A 21,427-nucleotide genomic window follows, 5' to 3' on the forward strand; every position below is an offset into this window, starting at 1 on the left:
TTCTGAATTGTCGGGCTCCTATTCCGGCTTAGAGCGCGGTCGTTCCGGATGGGCGCACGAAGTGCGCTCCAACTTATTCGGTCGACGCATCGTGCTTTCCGAAATCGTCCGATTTCGGGCCGATGCGGCAGCTGCTGCGCAGGCAAGATATGGCTTCACCCGCAAATTCCATCAGCGCCCACATGACCATGCGCCTCTGGGCACTGCTCGGGCTGCTCGGTCTCATCTGGGGCGGTTCCTTCTTCTTCGCCCGGGTGGCCGTTGCCCATGTGCCGCCTTTCACGCTCGTGCTTTTGCGTCTCGGCCTCGCTGCCCTCGCCCTGCATCTCTATCTTCGCGGGCGACACGGCATATATCCGGCGCTCGCCGAGCGCTGGCGCGAGTTCCTGCTCATGGGGCTCATCAACAACGCCATTCCGCATGCGTTCATCTTTCTCGGCCAGACGCATATCGGCGCCGGTCTCGCTGCAATCCTCAACGCCACGACGCCGGTCTGGACGGTGCTCATCGCGAATGTCGCGACCGAGGATGAAAAGCTGAGCACCGCGAAGTTCAGCGGTTGCCTGCTCGGGCTTGCCGGTACCGTCGTGCTCATAGGGCCGAGTGCGCTTGCCGGCCTCTTCGGCGCTGCCGGCGACGTGCCGCTCTGGGCGCTGGTCCTGCCGGTCCTGGCGGCAGTCAGCTACGGCTTTTCCGCTTCTTACGGCAAACGCTTCCGCAATCTGGCCGCGCCGGTGACGGCCGCCGGGCAATTGACCGCATCGACACTCATCATGCTGCCGGTCGCGGTTCTCGTCGACATGCCATGGACCCTGCCCATGCCGCCGCTCACGACCGTGCTCGCGATCCTCGGACTGGCGCTCGTTTCAACCGCCTATGCCTATATCCTGTTCTTCCGCATCATGGCTGAAGCGGGCGCCACCAACACCTCGCTGGTAACGCTGCTCGTCCCGCCAAGCGCCATCCTGCTCGGCTATCTCTTCCTGGGAGAAATACTGCAGGCGACGGATATCGGGGGCATGCTGCTCATCGCCGTCGGCCTGGCGATCCTGGATGGGCGCGTCCTGAAGCTCGGATATTCCGCCGGACGGTGACCATTCCGCGCGCCACGATCCGCCCGGCGGGCGCCGGTAGACTGATTCACCGACTTTTTCACACACTCACGCAGCGTTACAGATGTTTACATTAACCTCCTGGCAGGAATTGTGAATAAAATGTGGCATTCTAAATAGTTGATTGTTTTCAACATATTACATGTATTCATGAAAAAATCGGAGATAGGAAATTTCGCAGTGCAGCACAAGTTTCGCTTTCACATGCCGTTTTTTCGCCCTATGTTTTACCCGTCAACGCAGGGAGGATCAGCTTATGGGACTTACACACTCGTTGAACGTCCTTATGATCAGTGCAGCGTTCGCATTCGTGGCCGTAATGCTTTTCGTGTGATTCAGGGCCACTGACAGTCCAGCCGAAACGGGGACTTTAATTTCCGGAAAATCCATTTTGCAGCAAGGTCTCACCGCCGCTCAGGCGCAATAGTTCGACAGGCTGCAACAATCAGAAAGCCCATGAATGCTGCGGCATTCATGGGCTTTCGCTATGGTGCTGCTTATCCGAGGTCGGCCGTCATGCCCTCGCGACCGCCCGGACCGGGCGGTCCGTGTCTGCGGGCTGAGCCGGCGCGAGTTCCGGATCATAGCCCATCAGTTCGCAAACGGCAGTGATGAGCTGCGGGCGGTTCATCGTGTAGAGGTGGAAATCGCTGACGCCGCGCCGGACGAGATCGGTGATCTGTTCGGCCGCGATATGGGCCGCCTCCCGGAAACGCCCTTCCGGCTGATCGTCAAGAGGGCTCAGCCGCGAAACGAGCGACTCCGGAACTCTGGCGCCGCAAAGACCGGCAAATTTCTGCACCTGGGTGAGATTATTGATCGGCAATATGCCGGGTACGATCGGTATCGCGATGCCCGCGCGCCTTACGCGTTCCAGATAGCGCTCGAAGTCGTCATTGTCGAAGAAGAACTGCGTAAGCGCGCGCGTTGCGCCATTGTCGACCTTGCGCTTCAGCATGTCTATGTCGGCAGCGACGTCGGGGCTCTCCGGATGCTTTTCCGGATAGGCGGAGACGGAGATCTCGAAATCGCCGCGCGCCCGCAGGGCCTCGACGAGGGCGGCGGCATTTTCGTAGCCGCCCGGGAAAGGCTCGTAGACGCTGCCGATACCGCCTTGCGGATCACCCCTCAAAGCCACGAAATGGCGCACCCCGCAGGCGACGAACTCGTCGATGACCGCATCCACCTCCGCCTTCGGCGCGCCGACGCAAGTGAGATGCGCGGCCGTATTCCGGATCTCCATCTCCCCGATCATCCGCTTGACCGTCGTCAGGGAGCGCGCCTTGGTCGACCCGCCGGCACCGTAGGTCACGGTGACGAAGGCGGGCGCGAAGACGGCGAGAGCCGTGACGGTCTGAAAGAGTTGCGCCTCCATCTCGTCGTTCTTCGGAGGGAAGTACTCGAAGGAAAATCTAAGACCGTCGCAGTCCACGGGATAAGGCGTCCGTCCGTTCATTCTCAAACTCCCCCTGCATGAAGGCGCTGGCGCGGCAAGTCGGCAACGGTTTCGACCGCGCGCTGATCGCGCGCCAGCCAGATGGTGACAGTCAGCTTCCCCTCCTGCCCGCCTTCCGGCGCAAGATCGGTCGTCTTCTCGAGCGAAAGATCGGCCTTCTGCAGCCATTCGCTCATTGTCTGGTGCGAAAAGCCCAGGCGCGCATGGGCATGGTCGTCACGCAGGTGTTCAAGCCCGTGCGGCGCGAAATCGATGATCACGAGCCGGCCGCCCGGGACGAGCATGCGCGCCGCCTCGGCAATCGCCGCCTCGGGCTCCTCGAGATAATGCAGCACCTGATGGATCGTGACGAGATCGAAGGATTGACCATCAAGCGGCAGGTTGAAGATGTCGCCGTGGCGGATCGACGCCTTGGTGATGCCGGCCTTGTCCAGGTTGGACCGCGCGACCGCCAGCATGTCGCGGCTGGCGTCGACCCCGATCCCGCGGCGGTAGATACCCTCGAAGAGCTGCAGAATACGTCCGGTTCCTGTGCCGAGGTCGAGCAGGCTGTCGACCGGCTCGTCGCCGACCATCGCCTTGAGCGCCGCCTCGACGTCGCCTTCGGCGATGTGCAGACGTCTGAGCTTGTCCCATTCGGCGGCGTTGCGGCTGAAATAGGCCTGCGCCTTCTCCGCGCGGGTTCTCTTCAACGTGGCAAGGCGGATGGCATCCCTGGCCAGAATTGCATCGTCGGCTGCGGCCGATGCGAGAAGCTCGCGGATCAGCGCGACGCGACGGCCCTCCTGCCGCAGGCGGAAATAGGCCCAGGCGCCTTCCTGATAGCGATCGATGAGCGCGACCTCGGCCAACAATTTCAGATGACGGGAAATGCGCGGCTGCGATTGCCCGAGAATTTCGGTAAGATCGGTGACCGTCAGGTCACCGGCCGAGAGAAGGGCCAGCAGGCGCAGGCGCGTCGGCTCGCCCGCCGCCTTCAGGACGTCGACCAGCGCATCCAAACCAAGCGTTTCCCGATCAGCCATAGCCTTCCCCATCAACACATAAAGATATGTTTATGTGATTTGTGACAGCTGCGCAAGAGATTTGCGCATAGAGGCAATAGAATGGCGCCTGGAGGATAGAACGGCCGGACCTTGCGGTCGCCCGGCCGACAAATGGCGCGCTACGATTTGTGGAGATTTCAGAACGCTTGGGGAGCGGCTCTGCCCGTCGACCCCCTCTGCCTCGGCCCCGACATTCATCCTCAGCCGTGACCCCGACAGTCATCCTCTGCCTGGACCGGAGGATCCACACGCCGGGCATAGGAGCCGAACTCCGTGGATGACGCGGTGCATGCAACGGGACTGCGCGTAACGCCGCCTGTTTGCGTATCGGTGGCTTGTGAACGGATCCTCGGGTCAAGCCCCGAGGATTACGGCGGCGAAGCCCGGCGATGGCGACCGGGAGAGGCCGCCTTCGCTGGATGTACAGACTCAAAGAACGCCGTCAGCGATGCGCCGCCGCAAACCTATGACGGTCAACGCGTCAGGCGCTTGTAGGTTACGCGCTTCGGGTTGACCGAGTCCGGGCCGAGGCGGCGGATCTTGTCCTTTTCATAATCCTCGAAATTGCCTTCGAACCACTCGACGTGGCTGTCGCCCTCGAAGGCGAGGATATGGGTGGCAAGGCGGTCGAGGAACATGCGGTCGTGGCTGATGATAACAGCGCAACCGGCGAAGTTTTCCAGCGCATCTTCCAGTGCGGCCAGGGTCTCGGTGTCGAGGTCGTTGGTCGGTTCATCGAGCAGGACGACGTTGCCGCCGGACTTCAGCATCTTGGCAAGGTGAACGCGGTTACGCTGTCCGCCCGAAAGCGTGCCGACCTTCTGCTGCTGATCGCCGCCCTTGAAGTTGAAGGTCGAGCAATAGGCCCGCGAGTTGACCTCGTGCTTGCCGAGCTTGATGATGTCGTTGCCGCCCGAGATTTCTTCCCAGACCGTCTTGTTGGCGTCGAGCGCATCGCGGCTCTGGTCGACATAGGCGAGCTGCACGCTGTCTCCGATCCGGATGGAACCGTCGTCGGGCTGCTCCTGCCCGGTGATCATGCGGAAGAGCGTCGTCTTACCGGCGCCGTTCGGGCCGATGACGCCGACGATGCCGCCCGGCGGCAGCTTGAAGCTCAGGCCTTCGATCAGCAGCTGGTCGCCATAACCCTTGGAAATATTCTCCGCCTCGATGACCACCTGCCCCAGTCGTTCGCCCACGGGAATGACGATCTGCGCATCGCCCGGACGCCGGTCCGCAGCCGCCTCGACCAGCTCGTCATAGGCGCGAATACGAGCCTTGGACTTCGCCTGGCGGGCCTTGGGGCTCGAAGAGATCCACTCCTGCTCGCGGCTGATGGCCTTCTGGCGGGCAGCCTCTTCGCGTCCTTCCTGCGCCATGCGCTTGGCCTTCGCCTGCAGATAGGCGGAGTAGTTGCCCTCATAGGGAATGCCCCGTCCGCGGTCGAGTTCGAGAATCCAGCCTGTGACGTTGTCGAGGAAGTAGCGATCGTGCGTGACCATCAGCACGGCGCCCGGATATTCGCGCAGGTGTTTTTCGAGCCAGGCGATCGTTTCCGCGTCGAGGTGGTTGGTCGGTTCGTCGAGCAGAAGCAGTTCGGGCTGCGACAGCAGAAGCTTGCAAAGCGCCACGCGGCGCTTCTCGCCGCCGGAGAGATTGGTGACCTCCGCATCGCCCGGAGGGCAACGCAACGCTTCCATCGCCATTTCCACCTGACTGTCGAGGTCCCAGAGGTTCTGGCTGTCGATGACGTCCTGGAGCTTGGCGCCCTCTTCCGCGGTTTCGTCGGAATAGTTCATCATCAGCTCGTTGTAGCGGTCGAGGATCGCCTTCTTGGCAGCCACCCCTTCCATCACGTTATCGAGCACGTTCTTCTGAGGATCGAGTTGCGGCTCCTGTGCGAGATAGCCGACCCTCGCACCTTCGGCGACCCAGGCCTCACCGGTATATTCGGTATCAAGGCCGGCCATGATCCGGAGCACGGTCGACTTACCGGCCCCGTTCGGGCCGAGAATGCCGATCTTCGCCTCCGGATAGAAGGAGAGATGGATGTTCTCGAGGACCTTCTTGTTGCCGTAGGCCTTGTTCAGCCCGGCCATGTGATAGATGAATTGACGTGCCATAAAGGAAATGCTCCGCATCGGAAGGGAATTTTGCCCGCTATGTAGGCGAATTATGGTGGCGGGGCAACGCCAAAGGCCCTTGCCCCCACGCTCCCCCGCCGCTTCCTCAATGCGAATTGCGGTCCGGATCAGCCCCGCCCGGCAGCGTCTGCGACCCCCTTTGCGCATTTGAATTCCGTCGGCCCCGCCGCCTGGATCAAATCCGCCAGCTCGGCTTTGCCCGAGAGGTCGCCCGAGAGCCCGATCGTCAGCCCGGTAATCACGTCGCGGCCGTTCACCGACTGGCAACGCATGCGCACCCGGTCTCCGGCCCCCGCCCCGAAAGTCTGGTCGAAGGCCTGCTTGATCTGTTTTTCGTCGAGTTCCCTGCCGATCCCGCCGGCGAAGAGCGCACGCACCGCCGACCGGTTGAGCTCGTCCAGAAGCCGGAGCTGCAGCGCGAAATAGTCCTCGGCATTTGCCGTCTGGCAGGTACCGTTGCGCAGCCATTGGTGCCGGTCCAGACCGGACATGACGCCCGGCATGGCGACGAGCAGGCGCTTGGCCGTCTCGTCCCCCATGGCGACTTCCGGCAGTTCCAGCCAATCGCCCTTGCGGTCGCGCGCTTTCAGATCCGCTTCCACGCCGCAATAGCTCTTCTTGAGCGGCCATAGTCCATGAAGCGAGAAATTCGTGGCGTCGAAGCGATCCGCGGTCTGATCGACGCATTCCTTGCGATCGGGCCGCGTCTCGCAGAATCCCGGCTGCCAGCTCACGGCGAGGACATATTCCGTCCTTCCCGCGCCGGTTTCGCCCTCGCTCGCCTCACTCTCCTGAGCCGCAGCGAGGGGCGCATTCGCCAAACCCAGCGCCAGCGCCGCCAACCTGATCAGATGCATCATCGCCCTTGTCTTCATTGCCCCAAACCCTCTAAAGGAAACAAAACAGGAACAAATAACGCCATATACGGGAAAATTGCAACCCTGAATCGCATCTGCGGATTCGTTGTGATCTCATGCGCAACGAGCAACAAGCTGCGGTTGCCTTTCCCACCCAAATCGATTTGATATCCGCACGGCATCCGCAAGTGGGGGAGAGCGCATGGCATGTTCGGGCAGGTGAGGACGCATCGAAGCCCGACCGGCGCGACGCTCGGCTGGCGCCATCTCGGCGCCGCGGGTGAACCGCAAGGCATTCTCGTCATCAGCCACGGCCTTGCCGAGCATTCCGGCCGCTATGCCCGCTTTGCCGAAGCCATGGCCGGCCAAGGTTTCCACGTCTACGCCCATGACCACCGCGGCCACGGCACGAGCTGTGCCCCCGATGCGTGTCCCGCCATGTTCGCGCAGCGGGATGGCGCTGCCAAGGTCGTCGCGGATCTCCGCGCGCTCCGCGATATGGCGGTGGCCAGCCATCCCGGCCTGCCGGTCGTGCTGTTCGGCCATTCGATGGGCGGCCTGATCGCGCTTAACGCCGCCGAAACCGATCCGGAACTCTACGACGCGCTTGCTGTGTGGAACTCCAATTTCCGGCCCGGCCTTGCCGGGCGCGGCGGCCAGTTGCTGCTGGCGATCGAGAAGATGCTGAAGGGTTCGGACGTGCCAAGTCCGCTCGTGACGAAACTCACCTTCGGTGCCTGGAGCACCAGCATCGCCGACCGGCAGACCGATTTCGATTGGCTCTCGCGCGATAGAAGCGAGGTTGCCAAATATCTCGAAGATCCGCTCTGTGGTTTCGACCCGACCGTATCGCTGTGGCTCGACGTATTCGCCTTCGCCTTTGCCGGGGCCCGCTCCGACCGGCTGTGGCGGCTACCGTCAAGCCTGCCGGTTCACCTCGTCGGCGGCAGCGCCGATCCTTCCACCCTCAACGGAGAGGCCGTTCGCTGGCTGGGCAACCGCATGAAAGCGCGGGGCATGACGGATGTCACGATCGCAATTCACGAGGGCATGCGCCACGAAACGCTGAACGAGATCGGACGGGAAAAAGCGATGACGGAGTTCGCCGCCTGGTGCAGGAAGGCAGTCGGGGGAAAGCGGCACCGTCCATGAGCGAGCTCTCCCTTTCCAAGGCGGCAATCGACCACAACCGGATCTCCTACGGCCTGACGCTGATGGTCCTTTCGGTGTTGCTGTCGCCGCTGATCGACGTCTTCTCGAAGCTCGCCATAGCGACGGTTCCCTCGGCCGAGATCACGGCGGCACGCTTCCTGCTGCAGATCGTCTTCATCCTGCCGATCGTCCTTCTGCGCGGCACGCTGTTCGATCTCACCTGGCGCAAGAGTGCGCTGCATGCGCTGCGCGGCGGCCTTTTGGTGGTGACCATGCTTTCCTTCATCACCACGCTGAAGGTCATGGAGGTGGCCGATGCCATCGCCATCTTCTTCGTGGAACCGATCATCCTCACCATTCTCGGCAGCATTTTCCTGAAGGAGACGATCGGCTGGCGCCGTTATACCGCCTGCGCTGTCGGCTTCCTCGGTTCGCTGCTCGTCATCCAGCCGAGCATGCAGGAAGTTGGTTGGGTCGCGCTTCTGCCGATCGTCGCCGCCTTCGGTCTCGCCGTTTTCCTGCTCGTGACGCGCATGGTCGCGCAGAACGAGGACCCCTGGTCGATGCAGTTCCATGCCGGCATCTGGGGAGGCCTCTTCTGTCTCGCGCTGCTCTGGTTCGGCGAGGGCAGCGGATCGAGCGTCTTCGATCCGGTCTGGCCGGACGGCCGCGCCTGGTATTATCTGTTGGGAGTCGGCGTCACCGCGACGATCTCCGGCGTGCTCGGCGTCTATGCCTATCGGGCGGCGCCGGCCTCGGTGCTCGCGCCGCTGCAATATCTCGAGATCGTCTCGGCGACGATTTTCGGCTGGCTCGTCTTCGGCGATCTGCCGGACGCGCTGAAATGGCTGGGGATCGCGATCATCATCGGCTCAGGACTTTATATCATCTGGCGCGAGCGACAGGTGCAGAAGACGGCGGGTATCGCGCCGGTGTCGCCGGCGATCTGACAGCGGCGAAACAGGACAGCATTTGGGAGGTGCACATGAAAACGGGCGGACAACTGGTGGTGGAGGCGCTTGCCGCAAACGGGGTGAAGCGCATCTCTTGCGTACCGGGAGAAAGCTATCTGGCGGTGCTCGATGCGCTTTACGACGCCGACATCGAGGTCGTCGTCTGTCGGCAGGAGGGCGGGGCCGCAATGATGGCGGATGCCTGGGGCCGGCTGACGGGCGAGCCCGGCATCTGCATGGTCACCCGCGGCCCCGGCGCGACCAATGCCTCCGCCGGCCTCCACGTGGCCCGGCAGGATTCGGTTCCGATGATCCTCTTCATCGGCCAGGTGCAGCGCGACGCCCGCGAGCGGGAGGCTTTTCAGGAAATCGAGTATCGCCGGGCCTTTACCGAAGTCGCAAAATGGGTCGGCGAAATCGACGATCCGGCGCGCATCCCGGAATTCGTGACGCGCGCCTTCGCCGTCGCGACGTCCGGCCGTCCCGGCCCCGTGGTCCTGACCTTGCCGGAAGACATGCTGACACAGAGCGCCGAAGCACCGGCCGCACGCGCTTACCGGCCGGTGGAAAGTCACCCCGGCCCAGGCCAGATCTCCCAGCTTGCAGAGCTTCTCTCCACCGCGAAAAGGCCGATCGCCATTCTCGGCGGTACCCGCTGGTCCGCCGAGTCCGTAGCCGGATTCCAGAGCTTCGCCGAGCGTTGGCAGCTGCCTGTCGGCTGCTCCTTCCGCCGCCAGATGCTTTTCGACCACCTGCATCCGAACTATGCGGGCGATGTCGGCATCGGCATCAATCCGTCGCTGGCAGGCGAGATCCGGGATGCCGACCTCGTCCTCCTCGTCGGCGGGCGGTTCTCGGAGATGCCTTCCTCCGGCTACACGCTGATCGACGTCCCCTACCCCAGGCAGACCCTGGTGCATGTCCATCCGGATCCGGGCGAGCTCGGCCGGGTCTACCGTCCGGACCTCGCAATTGCCGCGAGCCCGCGCGACTTCGTCGCGGCGCTCTCGAGCCTGACGCCTTCGGCCGAGCCCCATTGGTCCGCCCGCACCGGGGAAATGCATGCGGCCTACCTCAAATGGTCGACGCCGCCGGAAAAGGGACCGGGCGACGTGCAGATGGGCCCGATCGTGAACTGGTTGGAGGCGAATACGAGGCCGGAGACGATCTTCACCAACGGTGCAGGCAACTACGCCACCTGGCTCCATCGCTTCCACCGTTTCCGGCGTTACGGGACGCAGGCTGCTCCCGCTTCCGGTTCGATGGGCTACGGCCTGCCGGCCGCAGTCGCGGCCAAGCATCTGCATCCCGACCGCGAGGTGGTCTGCTTTGCCGGGGACGGCTGTTTCCTCATGCACGGCCAGGAGTTCGCGACCGCCGTCCGCTACGAACTCCCCATCATCGTGCTCGTCGTCAACAACGGTATCTACGGTACGATCCGCATGCACCAGGAGCGCGAATATCCCGGCCGCGTCAGCGCGACGGATCTGACGAACCCGGATTTCGCAGCGCTCGCCCGCGCCTATGGCGGCCACGGCGAAACGGTGGCGAGGACGGAAGAATTTGCAGGCGCCTTCCTGCGGGCGCGTGAGAGCGGCAAGCCGGCTATCATCGAGATCAAGCTCGATCCGGAAGCGATCACGCCGACGCGGACGCTGAGCGAAATCCGGAACGGGTGAGTGCATTTGGTGGCCCGGCTGCAGCCGGGCCCGCCTCAGCCCCGAATGTGCAGCGTCTGCTGATAGACTGCGGTGGAGCGGGCGCCGGAGCGGCAATAGCCGAGCATCGGTCGCTGGAACTCGTCCAGTGCGTCGACCATGCTCTTGACCGCGTCCGCGGTCACGCCCATCGGGCCGACCGGGATATGGGTGATCTCCAGCCCGAGTTCCTGGGCACGTGCCGCGATGGCGTCGAAGGTCGGCTGATCGGGGGCCTCGAAATCCGGGCGATGACAGACGATGGACTTGAAGCCGAGCGCCTTGATCTCGTCGAGGTCGTCGACGGTGATCTGGCCCGAAACCGAGTACTCATCGTTGATCTGGCGAATGTCCATGTGGCGTCCCTCAAGAAAAGCGTTGCCCTGATTTAGGCCCGGCGCCGGGCGGCGTCAATCGAGAAGGCGTCATCGGGAGACGGTGAAAGCCAGGCGATATTCACGCGACTGACCGGGCTTAAGAGCACCAAGCTCCCCGTTTGCGGCAAGTTCGGGCCGTTTCGCCAGGCGATGCGAGGCCGGTTCGATGCTGACGACGTTGGCGCCGCCGCGCTGACAGCGCCACATCTGCAGGAACGGCAGCGTCTCGGTCCGGAACCGCACACGGAGTGCACGCCCGTGAAGACCCGGCATTGCGGTCAGCGCCACCTCCGACCATCCGTCACAGGCAACGGCAGGCCGGCAGAAATGCGCGCTATCCCCCTCGCCGAAGCGCCAGGGAAGCGATCCGCCGTCGACCGACGGGCTTTCGATCCGCGTCATCTCGCCGAGCAGCCGGCCCGCGATGTTCATGTGATACATCATCATCGGCGCAAAGGCCGACGAACCGATGTTGACGACGCGGTCGGCAAGCGTCACGGCGTGCGCGGCCGCATCGACTTGCCAGAGCCGCTCTATGGCCGCTCGGCCGCCGCAGGCGAGATCGACTTCGGTCACCGCAGTACGGCGATCGCCTGCCCCGCACATCTCGGTCCGGCTGACAGGCGTTCCGGCGAGCGAACCATGCAGGGGATAATAGGCGCCGGCGCCGCCTTCCAGAGCCTCGGGATGACGAATGTGCTCAGGACCGCAGGTGAACAGGAAACCCGCAAGCGCGCGGTCGATCCGCGGATCGCCGTCCGAGGGGATCGCCGCGCCGGGCGACAGGTCGACGCCGCCGACGACGAAGGCCGCGACATCGAGTGCCGAGGACGGGTCGAACAGGAGGTGGATCGCGGCGCCATCGGCCGCGTTCAAGGTGGTCCGCATTTCACCTCCTCAGAAGGAGCCCGGAATCAGGCAGAGAATCCATGATAGTCGAAGCCTCGGAACCGGGCCATTTCGGCGAGCGTTGCAATGGGCAGGATGTTGGCCTAACTAATTTAACCGGCTGTTCATGATGAATTCACTTTTTTCACATTAACGTCCAAATCGGTATGTACCGCCGCAAAGCAACCGCCATGAAGACAGGTTCCCTAGTGACGCCCGCGACCCGCACCGGCCTTTCGCTCTTCGCAGCATTCGCCCTCATCGCCGTGGAGCTTGCGCCCGCCAACGCACAGGATGCCTATGGTGGCTATTGGGGCGGCGGCGACGTGATGCTCGTCACCCCCGAGGGCGACATTCTCGACTATATCCCCGGAGAGGCCGAGGTTCACGCCATGCGCGACCGGCGCGGACGCACGGTGCTCGTGGATCCGTGGGGCAATATCGTCGCCACCGTCGTGCCGAATGACGGCTATGGTCGCGGACAGCGGCGCCGCCAATACGGGCGCGATGGCTATCCCGATCCCCGCGATCGCGGTTACGGCTATTCGGAGCCCGGCGAGTTTACCGGCGCCATCCCCGAATATCGCGATATTGCGCCCGCTCCGGTCGAGCGCGAGGATCTGCCCAACAGCCTTCCCTCGCTCTCCGATCGTGAGGAGGCTGCCTACGATCCGCAATACAATGACCCGCTGGCACAGCCGATGCCGCCGGCCATGACGGTGAGGGGAAAGTCGCGCGCCGAGATCGCTGCCCTGCAGGTCTTCCTCGACCGCGAAGGCTATTCTCCCGGCGTGATCGACGGCAAGATGGGCTCGAACGTCACCAAGGCCATTGAAGCCTGGCAGCAGGCAACGGGCGAAACGCTCGATCCGAACAATACCGAAGACATTCTCGAGCGGCTGCGCTTCAACGGCGGCTTGCCGATTACGACCTACACGATCACCGCCGCGGATGCGGCCGGCCCCTTTGTCGCCTCCATCCCGGAAGATTACGCACACAAGGCGCAGCTGCCGCATCTGTCGTTCACGTCGGTGACGGAGATGCTCGGCGAAAAGTTCCACATGGACGAGGCCTATCTGCGCGAGCTCAATCCCGGTGCCGATTTTTCAATTCCCGGCACAACGATCAAGGTCGTCAATCCCGGCCCGAACAAGAAGGGCAAGGTGGCGCGCATCCTCGCGGACAAGGCCCGCAAGCAGGTGCTCGCCTACGACGAAGCGGGGAAACTGATCGCCGCCTATCCGGCCACAATCGGCTCCTCCGACACGCCGTCGCCTTCCGGGACCGTGCATGTCGAGCGTATCGCCTTCGATCCTGGTTATACCTATAACCCGAAGATCAACTTCCAGCAGGGCGCGAACGACAGGATCCTGCAATTGCAGCCGGGTCCGAACGGCCCGGTGGGCACCGTCTGGATCGCACTGTCGAAGCCGACCTACGGCATTCACGGGACACCGGAGCCGTCGAAGATCGGCAAGACCCAGAGCCATGGCTGCGTCCGCCTTACCAACTGGGATGCGACCGAACTCGGCAAGATGGTGAGCACTGGCGTCACGGTCGAATTCGTCGACTGACGCACGACAATCGGCCAAGCGTGCCGCGTGAATGCGCATGATCGCGACACGCTTGAGCTGCCTCGAATGCCATATAGCCCTGCCGGCGCAGCAGCCTCATGACATCATGAAACATTGTCATGAAAAACTCCGACGCATTGCCTTTATCACAGGCGAAACACCCCTGACTCTAAGGAACTGTCCGCGATGGCAACGGAGCGTGCTCTCCCCAATCTCTGGCATGCGACGGCACCGGCCGCTCCGCGCACCGCTCCGCTAGCAGGCGACCTGGCGGTCGAGGTGGCGATCGTCGGAGGTGGTTTCACTGGCCTTTCGGCCGCGCTTCATCTGGCCGAGACAGGCGTCAGGACGGCGGTGATCGAATCGCGGATGATCGGCTTCGGGGGTTCGGGCCGCAATGTCGGCCTGGTCAATGCCGGCATGTGGGTGCAGCCCGACGACCTGATTGCAACGCTCGGAGCAGCCGCGGGCAATCGGCTTCTCGACGAACTCGGCGACGGCCCGTCATTCGTCTATGATCTCGTTGCGAAACATGGAATCGAATGCGAAGCCGTTCGCAACGGCACGCTGCATATGTCGGTCGGCGCGGAAGGGCTCAAGGAAATCCGGGAGCGCGAGGCGCAATGGAAAAAACGCGGTGCTCCGGTTGAGGTGCTTTCGGCAGAAAAGGCGCACGCGCTTTCAGGGGCCGAGTGCTTCACAGGCGCACTGCTCGACCGTCGCGCCGGAACGATACAGCCGCTCGCCTATGCGCGGGGATTGGCCCGTGCAGCGCTTGCCGTCGGCGCCGAAATCTTCACCGATACCCCCCTCCTTGGAGCCAGCCGCCAAGGCGATCTCTGGAAATTGAAGACCGGGCGGGGGACGGTCACGGCCCGTCACGTCATTTTAGCGACCAACGCCTATGGAGGCCTTGTCACCGATGTCCCATGGAAGGAGTATCGGCAGGAGCTGACGATCCTTCCCTATTTCCAGTTCGCGACCAATCCGCTGCCCGACAACGTGGCCGAGCGCATATTGCCCGAACGGCAGGGGGCCTGGGACACGGGGCTGGTGATGACCTCCTTCCGCATGGACAAGCAGAACCGGCTGATTTTCGGATCGATCGGCAGGCTCGATGCGATCGCCGCGGGCACACACCGGGCCTTCGCCGCCCGGTCCGTGCGCAAGCTCTTCCCCTTTATCGGGGATTTCCGCTTCGAATATTGGTGGGACGGCCGCATCGGCATGACCACGAACAATCTGCCGGCCATGCATGTGCTCGCCCCGAATGTCGTATCGATCAGCGGATATAACGGCCGCGGCATAGCCCCAGGTACGGTCTTCGGCCGCGCGCTTGCCCGTCACGTCACCGGCGACACGTCCGCGATCCCGCTTGCCGAGACGCCGGTCACGCCGGATCCGTGGCGGACCCTGAAATCCGTCTTCTACCACGCCGGCGCCCAGGCCAAGCATTTCATCGATAAACGGTTCTGAACGGCAACGCCCTTCGCGATCGATCGCTACGCCGCCCGCGGCAAAGCCGAGCGCAGGCGGGACATCAGGGCGCGGCGTGCGGTCACGGGGAGCAGGTTCTGCACCTCGGCGGCAAGCGCGTAGGCGTTTTCGCGCGCCTTGTCGAGATTGCTGACCCTGTTCGGGTCCATCATCTGCAGGGTGCCGCCGCACTCGAAGATTTCGCGATAGGCAACACGCTCGACGATCGGCGTGTCGAGGACCGAAACGCCGCGGGAGGCGAGCAGCGCCTTGATCGTCTGCAGCGCTCGCGTGGTCACCAGCGAATTGACGCGCGTCAACACGACCGAGTGGTTGATGCGTACCCTCGCCTTCTCTCCGATATGGCGGATAAGTTCAAGAATCTGTACGGCCCCCCGCGCATCCATGGCACAGCCCTGAACCGGTATCAGCACGTGATCGGACAGCCCCAGCGCCAACGCGACGATCGCGTCCTTGGCTCCGGCGAGGTCGATGACGATGAAATCGGCCTCACCCTTGAGTTCGCGGATATGACAGGGAAGCGAAGCCGGAGTGACGTGCGAAATCACCTCGAGATTGGCGACACGGCCGGACACTTCGGACCAGCTCGTGATCCAGCGCTGCGGATCGGCGTCCAGTACCACGACGCGGTTTCCCTGCCTCGCCAGTTCCGTCGACAGGATCAGCGCCGCGGTCGTCTTTCCCGCACCGCCCTTTGCATTGGCGAATGTGATGACCGCCATTTCTCTCACCTCGTCCTTGCTCGTTTCCGGTCCGCCGAGCGATGCCCGGCGCGCGGTTTCCTTAATAGAACCTTGCAGAACATGGTTAACGAAATGGAAACTTTTGGCCCCCAAAAGTTAACCGTGGGGCGCATTTTCCGTTGAAGAGCAACGAAAAAGCCCGGAAAACATGGGTTTTCCGGGCTCGAAAAAATTAACGACGGCTCCCGTCAAATGCATTCGGCGAACAGCTTTTTGGCAGCATCGAGCGTCAGTTCGACGGGATTGCCGCCGGCCGTCGGATCGACGATCGCCATCTCGGCCATCTCGTCGATACGGTCCGTGCCGACACCAAGCGCCGACAGCTTGTCGGGAACGCCGAGTTCCTCCCGGAGCTGCAGCACATAGTCATAGAAACCGTCGAAACCGCCCGCAATGCCGAGATAGGCGGCGGCGCGACCGATCTTCTCCTCGATCGCGGAGCGGTTGAACCGCAGGACCGGGGGCATCACCACGGCGTTGGTCATGCCGTGATGGGTGTTGTAGATCGCGCCGACGGGATGCGACAGCGAGTGGATCGCGCCGAGGCCCTTCTGGAATGCAACCGCCCCCATGGCCGCCGCGCTCATCATATTGGCACGGGCTTCGAGATCCGTGCCGTCCTTATAGGCGCGCGGCAGGTATTCCTTGACGAGCCGCATGCCCTCGAGGGCGATACCTGCCGACATCGGGTGATAGAAGGGAGACGAATAGGCTTCGAGGCAATGGGCAAAGGCGTCCATGCCCGTGCCGGCGGTGATCGCCTTGGGCATGCCGACCGTCAATTCCGGATCGCAGATCGTGACGCCAGGAAGGAACTTCGGATGGAAGATCACCTTCTTCACATGACTTGCCGAATTGGTGATGACGCTGGCGCGCCCGACTTCTGACCCGGTGCCGGCGGTCGTCGGAACGGCGACGATCGGCGCGATACCTTCGACGCTCGCCCGGGTCCACCAGTCGCCGATATCCTCGAAGTCCCAGACCGGCCGCGTCTGGCCGGCCATGAATGCGACGCACTTGCCGAGGTCCAGGCCCGAGCCGCCGCCGAAGGCGACGACGCCGTCATGGCCGCCGTCACGGAACGCTTTCACGCCGGCTTCGAGGTTCCTGTCGTTGGGGTTCGGATCGACGTCCGCGAAGATCGCGCGTCCGAGCCCACCCGCTTCCAGAATATCGAGCGCCTGCTGCGTGATCGCCATCGGGGCAAGTCCGCGATCCGTTATGAGCAGCGGCTTCTTGATGCCGAGCGCCTTGCAGTGGTCGGCAAGCTCCTTGATCCGGCCGGCGCCGAATTTGACGGCGGTCGGATAGCTCCAGTTGGCGGTGATGGTCATGCGGTCACTTTCTTGAGGTGATAGGATTTCGGGCGGGTGAGGTTGTGGAAGCCGAGCACCGAGAGCGAGCCGCCCCGGCCGGTCTCCTTGACGCCGGTCCAGCACAGCGCCGGATCGAGATAGTCGGCGCGATTCATGAAAACCGTGCCGGTTTCGAGCTCACTGCCGATCCGGGCCGCGCGCTCCGCATCCTTCGTCCAGAGCGACGCGGTAAGACCGTACCGGCTGTCGTTCATCAATTCGATCGCCTCGGCGTCGCTCTTCACCTTCATGATGCCCACGGCCGGCCCGAAGGTTTCCTCGCGCATGAACTCCATGGAGTGATCGACGTCGACAAGGACTTGCGGCGCCAGATAGGCACCGCCATCGTCCTGCGGGAAGAGCTTCGGGTCGATCAGCGCCTTGGCACCCCTGGAGATCGCATCGGCGATCTGATTGCGCACCGTTGCCGCAAAGCGCTTGTTTGCCATCGGACCGAGCGTCGTCTCCGCATCGAGTGGATTGCCGAGCTTGTAATTGGACGCCCAGGCGACCGATTTCTCGACAAAGGCGTCATAGAGCGACTCATGCACATAGATGCGCTCGATGCCGCAGCAGCACTGGCCGGAATTGTAGGTCGCGCCGTCCATCAGCGTGTCGACGGCCGCGTCGAGGTCGGCATCCTCCATCACATAGCCAGGATCCTTGCCGCCGAGTTCGAGGCCGAGGCCGGTAAAGGTGCCGGCCGCCGCCCGCTCGATCGACCGGCCGCCTTCGACCGATCCGGTGAAGTTGATGAAGTCGAAGCTCTTGGCGGCAATCAGCGCCGCCGTCGTGTCGTGATCCAGGAACAGGTTCTGGAAAACGTCCGCCGGAACGCCCGCCTCGATGAAGGCGCGCACCATGCGCTCGCCGACGAGGATCGTCTGGCTGGCGTGCTTGAGGATCACGGTATTGCCGGCCATCAGCGCCGGCGCGACCGTGTTGATCGCGGTCATATAGGGATAGTTCCACGGAGCGATGACGAAGACGACGCCATGCGGCTCGCGCGCGATGCGCCGCTCGAAGCGGTCGCTCTCCTCCACGACGAGCGGCTTCAGCGCATCGGCCGCGATCGAGGCGACGTAATTGGAGCGCTCGTTGAATCCCTTGAATTCGCCGCCATAGCGCACCGGCCGGCCCATCTGCCAGGCGAGCTCCGGCACCACCTCGTCGACCATCTCGTTGAGGCGTGCCACGCCGGCAAGCACCAGCTTCACACGTTCATCGAGCGGGCGCCTGGCCCAGGCCTTCTGCGCGAGGCGCGCATGTGCCACGGCCTGCCTCGCCATCTCCAGCGGCATTGCCGGGCGCTCGGCATAAACCTCGCCGTCGACCGGCGAAACACATCGGATCATCGTCATGATCGTCTTCCTGTTCTCATTTCACAATGAACTCCCCTCCCAACCCTTCCCACGCGAGGGCGGGGCTTGACCTGCGGCACCGCTCCGCACGGTAATTCGGCCATGCTCCTTGTGGAGGCATCGGCTTTCGATAGGAGGGTGCCGCAACGTAGCCCATCCCCCTCGTGGGGAGGGATTGTGGAGGGGCGTTTTACGCCCTTTCGAACCCGCGCGCGACCTCCCAGTCGGTCACCCGCCGGTCATATTCCTGCTGCTCCCATTCTGCGGCGTGCACATAATGATCGACAACCTCTTCGCCGAAGGCGGCACGCAGCATCTTCGAACCGGAAAGCGCCTCGCTCGCCTCTCTCAGCGTATGCGGGATCTCGCGCACCTCCTTGCCCTGGTAGGCGTCGCCCACGAAGGGCGCCTCCAGTTCCATCTTGTTCTCGATGCCGGAAATGCCGGCCGCGATCAGGGCGGCAAAGGCAAGGTATGGATTGAGATCGGAGCCGCCGACGCGGCATTCGATGCGGATTGCCTTGCTGCCCTCACCGCAGAGGCGATAGCCGGCGGTGCGGTTGTCCTTGCTCCAGATCGCCTTGGTCGGAGCGAAGGTGCCGGCCATGAAGCGCTTGTAGGAGTTGATATAGGGCGCCAGGAAATAGGTGACCTCGCTCGCATGGGCGAGCTGACCGGCCACATAGTGGCGCATGAGCTCAGACATGCCATACTGCCCGTTCTTGTCGAAGAACAGCGGCGTTTCGCCGTCCTTGCTCCAGAGCGACTGGTGGATGTGCGACGAGGAGCCGGCGGCCGAGTAGTTCCACTTGGCAAGGAAGGTGATCGCCTTGCCGCGCTGCCAGGCGATTTCCTTGCAGCCGTTCTTGATGATCGCATGCCGGTCGGCCATCGTCACGGCCTCCGCGTAACGGACGTTGATCTCCTCCTGGCCGGCGGACGCCTCGCCCTTGGAGTTCTCGACCGGGATCCCGGCACCCTGAAGACCGTTGCGGATCGCCCGCATCACATCCTCTTCCTTGGTCGTCTGGAAGATGTGGTAATCCTCGTTGTAGCCGCTGGCGAGCTGCAGGTCGCGATATCCCGAGAGCCTCGCATCGTCATAGGACTGATCGAAGAGGAAGAATTCGAGTTCGCTCGCCATATAGGCCTTGAAGCCCAAGGCTTCGAGGCGCGCCACCTGCTTCTTCAAAATGGCGCGCGGCGAGTGCGGCACTTCCGCATGCGTGTCATGGTCCAGCATGTCGCAGAGAACCAGCGCGGTGCCTTCGAGCCACGGAATGCGCCGGAGGGTCGAGAGGTCCGGCTTCATCGTGTAGTCGCCGTACCCTTTCTCCCAGCTCGTCGCCTTGTAGCCGGGAACGGTCTCCATCTCCATATCTGTGGCAAGCAGGTAGTTGCAGCTATGCGTCTCCTTCCATGCGCTTTCCACGAAATATTCCGCATGAAACCGCTTGCCCATCAGGCGGCCCTGCATGTCCACCTGGCAGGCGAGCACCGTGTCGATGCGGCCGGCGGCAACATCCTCTTTCAGTTCCTCGAACGAATAGCTCATGAAAGTGTCATCCCATGTTCGGCGCGGCCGTTCCCTTGAACCGCGAAACGAAGCGGGGATCGCGGTCGCGACCCCCACTCTCTTGATGTTGGTTCAGGCTTCGCCGACCGCCTTTTCGGCAGCGGCGATCTCGGCCTGGCGGCGCGCAACCTCGTCGCCGATCGGCGGGCCGCGGAAACGGCGGTTTTCGAAGGCGAACCAGATGATGCCGGTCACGATCAGGAAGCCGACGGTGATGTAGAGCGCCCAGTCGTTCGGCGGCTGAATGCCGAGGACGAAGATCAGCACCATGGCGACGATAGAAAGGATAGCGAAGAGCTTGAACATGCCCTCACCGAGGTTCCACGGCCCCATCTTGTCCCACTTCGATGTTCCCCAGGCGAACAGACCCAGGGTGATCGGGATCGCGAAAGAGAAGAACAGGAAGATGACGGTGCAGGAGACGACGATCGTGTAAACCGGCGTGTCGCCTATCGACACCAACGATGATCCCCAGACGAAGAGCACCGCAAGAATGGAACCCGTCCAGATGGCGGCCACCGGCGTGCGATAGGTCGGGCTCACCTTCGACAGCGCTTTGGAGGCCGGCAGGCCGCCGTCCCGCGAGAAGGCGAAGATCATGCGGGAAACCGAGGTAACCGTTGCCAGCCCGCACAGCCACTGACTGACGAATATGGCGAGGTAGAGGATATCCTTGATGATCGGGTTGACCTGGGCGTCCATCGCCCAGAAGAACACGTTCCAGCCCTGCTTGGCAGCCTCGTCCATATCAGGAATCATCAATACGAAGGAGCACAGCATGATGTAGCCGAAGAGAGCGGCCCAGAGCACGGAGGAAATCATGCCGCGCGGCACGGAATGTGCGGCCTTGACCGTTTCCTCCGAGGTATGGGCAGAGGCGTCATAGCCGGTGATCGTGTAGATCGGCAGCAGCAGCCCGAGAAGGAACACCCAGGTTCCCGAGGTTTGCGGCCACACATTGCCGCCCGTCTCGCCCGAATAATTGGAGAAGGTGAAAAGACGGCTGATCTCGTAGGTGTCGGCAGCGGCAAGGCAGACCAGCGCGAGGAGGATCGCGGTAACGAAGATCAGATAGCCCGAGAAGTCGGTGAGTTTCGCCGTCAGTCCGATGCCCATATGGTTCACGAGCGCCTGCGCGCCGGTGATGATCGCCAGGAAGACGATGCGCGTCATCGTCGTGTCCTCGAGACCGAAGTAAGGCGTTCCGAACGAGCCCATGAAAAAATAATAGGTGCCGACATTGATGGCGCCGAGAACGGTGACCAGACCGAGCAAATTGAACCATGCGGTCAGCCAGCCGGTAAAACGGTTGCCGAGGATTGAACCCCAGTGATAGAGGCCGCCGGCGGTCGGATAGGCGGAGCTGATCTGCGCCATGGCGACCGCGAAGACAAACGAGATGAAGCATCCGAGCGGCCAGCCGATGCCGATCGCGGCGCCTCCGGCCCCGGAAGTCGCCTGCGCCAGCGAGTTGATGCCACCGGACAGAATGCAGATGATCGAGAACGAGACGGCGAAATTCGAGAACTGGCTCATTCGCCTTTCGAGTTCCTGGGCATAGCCCATCGAATGCAGGATCTGCATATCCTGCTTCTTGTCGACTTCGGTGTAGTCTGACATCCTTTTCCCCTGTTTCTCC

Annotated in this window: 17 protein-coding genes; 6 read left to right on the forward strand and 11 right to left on the reverse strand. The window is 62.9% G+C overall.

The features are described from left to right. Positions 1 to 149: 149 nt before the first annotated feature. Positions 150 to 1,094, forward strand: coding sequence for a DMT family transporter (locus BHD07_RS18600; protein ID WP_338282401.1), 945 nt, complete (start codon positions 150 to 152; stop codon positions 1,092 to 1,094). Between the two features lie 532 nt (positions 1,095 to 1,626). Here the strand turns inward: BHD07_RS18600 and metF are convergent. From metF to BHD07_RS18620, 4 genes are all read right to left on the reverse strand, one after another. After that, positions 1,627 to 2,568, reverse strand: a complete 942-nt coding sequence (gene metF, locus BHD07_RS18605) for a methylenetetrahydrofolate reductase [NAD(P)H] (protein WP_338282403.1) — start codon at positions 2,566 to 2,568, stop codon at positions 1,627 to 1,629. Positions 2,569 to 2,570: 2 nt separating this feature from the next. Further along, positions 2,571 to 3,593 carry an ArsR/SmtB family transcription factor gene (locus BHD07_RS18610; protein WP_100671716.1) on the reverse strand — a complete coding sequence of 341 codons (1,023 nt, stop codon included), beginning with the start codon at positions 3,591 to 3,593 and terminating at the stop codon, positions 2,571 to 2,573. 494 nt (positions 3,594 to 4,087) lie between these two features. Continuing rightward, positions 4,088 to 5,737, reverse strand: coding sequence for an energy-dependent translational throttle protein EttA (gene ettA, locus BHD07_RS18615; RefSeq protein WP_338282405.1), 1,650 nt, complete (start codon positions 5,735 to 5,737; stop codon positions 4,088 to 4,090). Between the two features lie 128 nt (positions 5,738 to 5,865). Continuing rightward, positions 5,866 to 6,633, reverse strand: coding sequence for a ribonuclease T2 (locus BHD07_RS18620; RefSeq protein WP_275597638.1), 768 nt, complete (start codon positions 6,631 to 6,633; stop codon positions 5,866 to 5,868). A 189-nt stretch (positions 6,634 to 6,822) separates the two neighbouring features. Between BHD07_RS18620 and BHD07_RS18625 the strand changes: the two genes are divergently transcribed. The 3 genes from BHD07_RS18625 to BHD07_RS18635 are packed head-to-tail and all read left to right on the forward strand — an operon-like array spanning position 6,823 to position 10,399. Continuing rightward, positions 6,823 to 7,767 (forward strand): alpha/beta hydrolase, encoded by a 945-nt coding sequence (locus tag BHD07_RS18625; RefSeq protein WP_338282408.1) that lies wholly within the window; start codon positions 6,823 to 6,825, stop codon positions 7,765 to 7,767. Beyond that, on the forward strand, positions 7,764 to 8,717 hold the full coding sequence (locus BHD07_RS18630) for a DMT family transporter (protein ID WP_338282409.1): 954 nt from the start codon (positions 7,764 to 7,766) through the stop codon (positions 8,715 to 8,717). Before BHD07_RS18625 ends, BHD07_RS18630 begins: the two co-directional genes overlap by 4 nt. A 35-nt stretch (positions 8,718 to 8,752) precedes the next feature. Continuing rightward, entirely contained in the window at positions 8,753 to 10,399 is a 1,647-nt protein-coding gene (locus BHD07_RS18635) for a thiamine pyrophosphate-binding protein (RefSeq protein ID WP_275597635.1), read from the forward strand. 35 nt (positions 10,400 to 10,434) lie between these two features. Here BHD07_RS18635 and BHD07_RS18640 read toward each other — a convergent pair whose 3' ends face one another. Then, positions 10,435 to 10,773, reverse strand: a complete 339-nt coding sequence (locus tag BHD07_RS18640; protein ID WP_010969769.1) for a TIGR01244 family sulfur transferase — start codon at positions 10,771 to 10,773, stop codon at positions 10,435 to 10,437. 69 nt (positions 10,774 to 10,842) lie between these two features. After that, positions 10,843 to 11,682, reverse strand: a complete 840-nt coding sequence (locus tag BHD07_RS18645) for a DUF4432 family protein (protein ID WP_338282418.1) — start codon at positions 11,680 to 11,682, stop codon at positions 10,843 to 10,845. Positions 11,683 to 11,849: 167 nt separating this feature from the next. Between BHD07_RS18645 and BHD07_RS18650 the strand changes: the two genes are divergently transcribed. Both BHD07_RS18650 and BHD07_RS18655 read left to right on the forward strand, forming a co-directional pair. Then, complete coding sequence (locus BHD07_RS18650) at positions 11,850 to 13,256, forward strand: L,D-transpeptidase family protein (protein WP_338282420.1); 1,407 nt, start codon at positions 11,850 to 11,852, stop codon at positions 13,254 to 13,256. Between the two features lie 186 nt (positions 13,257 to 13,442). Beyond that, positions 13,443 to 14,732 (forward strand): NAD(P)/FAD-dependent oxidoreductase, encoded by a 1,290-nt coding sequence (locus BHD07_RS18655; protein WP_338282421.1) that lies wholly within the window; start codon positions 13,443 to 13,445, stop codon positions 14,730 to 14,732. Between the two features lie 26 nt (positions 14,733 to 14,758). Here BHD07_RS18655 and BHD07_RS18660 read toward each other — a convergent pair whose 3' ends face one another. The 5 genes from BHD07_RS18660 to BHD07_RS18680 all read right to left on the reverse strand — a co-directional run bounded on the left by BHD07_RS18660 (position 14,759) and on the right by BHD07_RS18680 (position 21,408). Further along, complete coding sequence (locus BHD07_RS18660; protein WP_003529183.1) at positions 14,759 to 15,475, reverse strand: ParA family protein; 717 nt, start codon at positions 15,473 to 15,475, stop codon at positions 14,759 to 14,761. Between the two features lie 209 nt (positions 15,476 to 15,684). Next, complete coding sequence (locus tag BHD07_RS18665) at positions 15,685 to 16,830, reverse strand: iron-containing alcohol dehydrogenase (protein ID WP_100671725.1); 1,146 nt, start codon at positions 16,828 to 16,830, stop codon at positions 15,685 to 15,687. After that, on the reverse strand, positions 16,827 to 18,212 hold the full coding sequence (locus BHD07_RS18670) for an aldehyde dehydrogenase family protein (RefSeq protein ID WP_338282425.1): 1,386 nt from the start codon (positions 18,210 to 18,212) through the stop codon (positions 16,827 to 16,829). Before BHD07_RS18670 ends, BHD07_RS18665 begins: the two co-directional genes overlap by 4 nt. A gap of 190 nt (positions 18,213 to 18,402) precedes the next feature. Beyond that, a complete protein-coding gene (locus tag BHD07_RS18675) occupies positions 18,403 to 19,767 on the reverse strand; it encodes a glutamine synthetase family protein (RefSeq protein ID WP_338282427.1) in 1,365 nt (454 codons plus the stop codon). Positions 19,768 to 19,860: 93 nt separating this feature from the next. Continuing rightward, positions 19,861 to 21,408: an amino acid permease gene (locus tag BHD07_RS18680; protein ID WP_275597632.1), complete on the reverse strand. Its 1,548-nt coding sequence runs from the start codon at positions 21,406 to 21,408 to the stop codon at positions 19,861 to 19,863. Positions 21,409 to 21,427: the final 19 nt, after the last annotated feature.

This window comes from Sinorhizobium sp. KGO-5 (assembly GCF_036245905.1).
GTDB classification, from domain to species: domain Bacteria; phylum Pseudomonadota; class Alphaproteobacteria; order Rhizobiales; family Rhizobiaceae; genus Sinorhizobium; species Sinorhizobium meliloti_A.

What these genes read in the sequence shown, in the direction of transcription:
- BHD07_RS18600 (WP_338282401.1), top strand. Translation starts at nt 150, where the DNA reads ATGGCTTCACCCGCAAATTCCATCAGCGCCCACATGACCATGCGCCTC.
- metF (WP_338282403.1), bottom strand. Translation starts at nt 2,568, where the DNA reads ATGAACGGACGGACGCCTTATCCCGTGGACTGCGACGGTCTTAGATTT.
- BHD07_RS18610 (WP_100671716.1), bottom strand. Translation starts at nt 3,593, where the DNA reads ATGGCTGATCGGGAAACGCTTGGTTTGGATGCGCTGGTCGACGTCCTG.
- ettA (WP_338282405.1), bottom strand. Translation starts at nt 5,737, where the DNA reads ATGGCACGTCAATTCATCTATCACATGGCCGGGCTGAACAAGGCCTAC.
- BHD07_RS18620 (WP_275597638.1), bottom strand. Translation starts at nt 6,633, where the DNA reads ATGAAGACAAGGGCGATGATGCATCTGATCAGGTTGGCGGCGCTGGCG.
- BHD07_RS18625 (WP_338282408.1), top strand. Translation starts at nt 6,823, where the DNA reads ATGTTCGGGCAGGTGAGGACGCATCGAAGCCCGACCGGCGCGACGCTC.
- BHD07_RS18630 (WP_338282409.1), top strand. Translation starts at nt 7,764, where the DNA reads ATGAGCGAGCTCTCCCTTTCCAAGGCGGCAATCGACCACAACCGGATC.
- BHD07_RS18635 (WP_275597635.1), top strand. Translation starts at nt 8,753, where the DNA reads ATGAAAACGGGCGGACAACTGGTGGTGGAGGCGCTTGCCGCAAACGGG.
- BHD07_RS18640 (WP_010969769.1), bottom strand. Translation starts at nt 10,773, where the DNA reads ATGGACATTCGCCAGATCAACGATGAGTACTCGGTTTCGGGCCAGATC.
- BHD07_RS18645 (WP_338282418.1), bottom strand. Translation starts at nt 11,682, where the DNA reads ATGCGGACCACCTTGAACGCGGCCGATGGCGCCGCGATCCACCTCCTG.
- BHD07_RS18650 (WP_338282420.1), top strand. Translation starts at nt 11,850, where the DNA reads ATGTACCGCCGCAAAGCAACCGCCATGAAGACAGGTTCCCTAGTGACG.
- BHD07_RS18655 (WP_338282421.1), top strand. Translation starts at nt 13,443, where the DNA reads ATGGCAACGGAGCGTGCTCTCCCCAATCTCTGGCATGCGACGGCACCG.
- BHD07_RS18660 (WP_003529183.1), bottom strand. Translation starts at nt 15,475, where the DNA reads ATGGCGGTCATCACATTCGCCAATGCAAAGGGCGGTGCGGGAAAGACG.
- BHD07_RS18665 (WP_100671725.1), bottom strand. Translation starts at nt 16,830, where the DNA reads ATGACCATCACCGCCAACTGGAGCTATCCGACCGCCGTCAAATTCGGC.
- BHD07_RS18670 (WP_338282425.1), bottom strand. Translation starts at nt 18,212, where the DNA reads ATGACGATGATCCGATGTGTTTCGCCGGTCGACGGCGAGGTTTATGCC.
- BHD07_RS18675 (WP_338282427.1), bottom strand. Translation starts at nt 19,767, where the DNA reads ATGAGCTATTCGTTCGAGGAACTGAAAGAGGATGTTGCCGCCGGCCGC.
- BHD07_RS18680 (WP_275597632.1), bottom strand. Translation starts at nt 21,408, where the DNA reads ATGTCAGACTACACCGAAGTCGACAAGAAGCAGGATATGCAGATCCTG.